The sequence below is a fragment of the Mesorhizobium sp. M7A.F.Ca.CA.001.08.2.1 genome (assembly GCF_003998455.1).
Lineage (GTDB): Bacteria > Pseudomonadota > Alphaproteobacteria > Rhizobiales > Rhizobiaceae > Mesorhizobium > Mesorhizobium ciceri.
Window position 1 is genome coordinate 1 of record NZ_RZPW01000879.1, and the last position, 2,360, is coordinate 2,360.

Consider the following 2,360-nt stretch of genomic DNA (forward strand, 5'->3'; position numbering starts at 1 on the left):
TGTCGAAGCCGTTAAGGGCTATGTGGCCACGGCTCACGAGCAGTCCGTGACCAGCTTCCTGATGAACATCATCCCGTCAACGATTGCCAGTGCCTTCGCGGAAGGCGACATCCTGCAAGTCTTGTTCTTCTCGGTCTTGTTCGGCATTGCTCTGGCGATGACCGGAGAGACGAGCAGGCCGGTCGTTACCTTTCTCCAGGCGCTCACCGCCCCCATTTTTAAGCTCGTCGGCATTCTGATGAAGGCTGCACCCATCGGCGCCTTCGGCGCTATGGCCTTTACGATCGGCAAATACGGAATCGGTTCGGTGGCCAACCTCGCGATACTGGTCGCGACGTTCTATCTGACCGCCTTCCTCTTCGTGTTCGGGGTTCTCGGCGTGGTCTGCCGCTGCAACGGCTTCTCGATCTTTTCTCTTGTCCGCTACATCAAGGACGAGCTGCTGCTTGTCCTGGCAACGTCCTCCTCGGAGGCCGCGCTGCCCTCGCTCATGGAGAAGATGGAGAAGGCCGGCGCCGCGCGTTCGGTCGTAAGTCTCGTCATCCCTACTGGATACTCATTCAATCTGGACGGCACCAATATCTACATGACGATCGCCGCCCTCTTCATCGCGCAGGCGACGAACACAGATTTGTCAATTGCCGATCAGATCCTCCTGCTGCTAATTGCGATGCTTTCCTCGAAGGGTGCGGCAGGCGTCACCGGCGCCGGCTTCATCACATTGGCCGCTACTCTGTCTGTCGTGCCGAGTGTTCCCGTTGCCGGAATGGCTCTAATTCTTGGCGTGGACCGCTTCATGTCGGAATGCCGCGCGCTGACGAATTTAGTCGGTAATGCGGTGGCATCGCTCGTTGTCGCTCGCTGGGAAGGCGAATTGGACCAGTCCCGGATGGAAGCCGCTTTCCGCGGTTAGGGTTACATCAAACGGGCTCCCCGCAAGCAAGCAATAGCGCGACGTGTAAGTCACGGCCTTCACAGCAGTCGAATTGCCGGCCTCCAAAGAGCGCTGGAAATAGTGTACTAACGCGGAGAGTAATACAACACCATGAAGCCCCTAAGCAAACGAACGGTTCACGGAAACTCATCTGGGTCCGCATGGAGCGCTGTTCGTCGAATGCGTTATCAACCGTGGGGTGTGGTAACTATTTCAGCTTGCCGCCCCAAGCCGTCGCGGGATCGCACCGGATGACGGAGGACCGGCCGATCAGAATCGCTAGGGGAAAGCGCGTCACAATTGCCGATCTCGCCCGCGAAGCCGGAGTCAGCGTAGCAACAGTCGATCGGGTTCTGAACGTCCGCCTTCCGGTGCGAGAGGAGACCGCCCAGCGGGTCCATGCGGCCGCGCACGCGATCGGCTATCATGCTGCCGGTCTCATCAAACAGCGCTTGCAGCAGCACCTGCCGCACTACAAGCTGGGCTTCATCTTGAGAAAACCTGCCCACGATTTTTACCAAGATTTCGCTCGCAATATTGAAGAGTCGGTCAGTATGGCTAAATCCTTCCACGGCCTTCCGATCATCGAGTTCGCGCAGTCACATTTGCCGCGTGACCTGCTCCCGCTTCTTAAGGACCTTGGAAGCCGCTGCCAGGCGATCGCCATGGTGGCGGCCGATCACCCGAAAATCACAGCATCAGTCGAGGAGCTCAAGGCGAAAGGTATCCCGGTATTTTCGCTGTTATCCGACTTCGCCGATGGCGTGCGCGAGGGCTACATCGGCCTCAACAACAGCAAGGTCGGACGGACTGCCGCTTGGGTGTTTTCCAAGGCCGCAAAACGGCCCGGCAAGGTGGCGGTGTTTGTCGGAAGCCATCGCTTCCAGGCGCATGCGACGCGGGAAACGGCCTTTCGTGCCTATTTTCGTGAGAACGCGCCCAAATTCGAGGTGCTTGATCCGCTCGTGAACCTTGATGAACGGCAGCTCACTTACGAAAAATTGCTGGATCTTATGCAGCGGGAACCAGAGCTCGTCGGCTTCTATATGGCCGGCGGGGGTATAGAGGGAGCAATTTCCGCGCTCCGAGAAGAGGGGAGCGGTCAGGATCTCGTCGCGATCGTGAGTGAAATGACGCCGCAGTCACGTGGGGCGCTTGCGGATGACATCTTGACGATGGCGGTCGGCACGCCAATGCGCCGACTTTGCCAGGAGCTGATAATGGCAATGGAGCGGGCCATCAAAGCCGGCGTCGCGGAGAGCCCGGGGCAGACATTTCTGCCGTTCGACATTTATCTTCCGGAAAATATTTGACCTTGATGGATTTCTATCATGAGCGCCCATTTTCCTTTCACCGATGAAAGGAAAGCTCGATTGACTCGGCCGTCTCTGTCCGATCTGTGAACCGGCGTGGTTCCGTCTTGAAA

The 2,360-nt window shown here is 57.9% G+C and carries 2 protein-coding genes; both read left to right on the plus strand.

The features are described 5' to 3' along the window. A partial coding sequence (locus EN914_RS32380; protein ID WP_127218979.1) for a cation:dicarboxylate symporter family transporter occupies window positions 1–913 on the plus strand: 913 nt, incomplete at its 5' end. Window positions 914–1,185: 272 nt separating this feature from the next. Next, window positions 1,186–2,247 carry a LacI family DNA-binding transcriptional regulator gene (locus EN914_RS32385; RefSeq protein WP_024505889.1) on the plus strand — a complete coding sequence of 354 codons (1,062 nt, stop codon included), beginning with the start codon at window positions 1,186–1,188 and terminating at the stop codon, window positions 2,245–2,247. The last annotated feature ends 113 nt before the right edge of the window (window positions 2,248–2,360 follow it).

Bases quoted from the DNA above. Each gene is read 5' to 3' on its own strand.
- EN914_RS32385 (WP_024505889.1), top strand. From the start codon at position 1,186: ATGACGGAGGACCGGCCGATCAGAATCGCTAGGGGAAAGCGCGTCACA.